The sequence below is a fragment of the Burkholderia sp. BCC1640 genome (genome assembly GCF_902833125.1).
GTDB classification, from domain to species: domain Bacteria; phylum Pseudomonadota; class Gammaproteobacteria; order Burkholderiales; family Burkholderiaceae; genus Burkholderia; species Burkholderia diffusa.
On sequence record NZ_CADFEF010000152.1, the window covers coordinates 1 to 501 of the forward strand.

Genomic DNA, 501 nt, shown 5'->3' on the forward strand with positions numbered 1-501 from the left:
ATAACGAGTCTGTCTCATCGACAGTCGCTACAGGTTGAGTTCTCGCGTTGTGCCGTATTCCAATTGAGTCAAACATAGAGTTCGAATCATCTTGAGATACATCGATACAATCACAACCCGGATAGCTTTCACGTCCATCTCAAGACGCTTCCGCCATCCAAATTACTTACTTCTTCCAGATTGTTAAAGAACGACAGCCGATACGTACTCCGTACCGCTCTGACTGGCTCAATCGCCAATGAGAAAGACTCGAATGAATCATCATTCGAATATTTTTCATTGAAGATTATCAAAAGCGGCCGGCATTATAACCGATAAACCGCTAACAGACAGTCTTTCTGTCTTAATCAACAGCCGATAAGCGTGAGCGCTCAACTTTGCGAGAAGCTCTGGAAAGGAGGTGATCCAGCCGCACCTTCCGATACGGCTACCTTGTTACGACTTCACCCCAGTCATGAATCCTACCGTGGTGACCGTCCTCCTTGCGGTTAGACTAGCCAC

General features: G+C 46.7%; 1 rRNA gene. It reads right to left on the bottom strand.

The annotated features are described in order from the left end of the window. Positions 1–393 precede the first annotated feature (393 nt). A 16S ribosomal RNA gene (locus HWX25_RS32955) occupies positions 394–501 on the bottom strand; the annotation flags it as partial.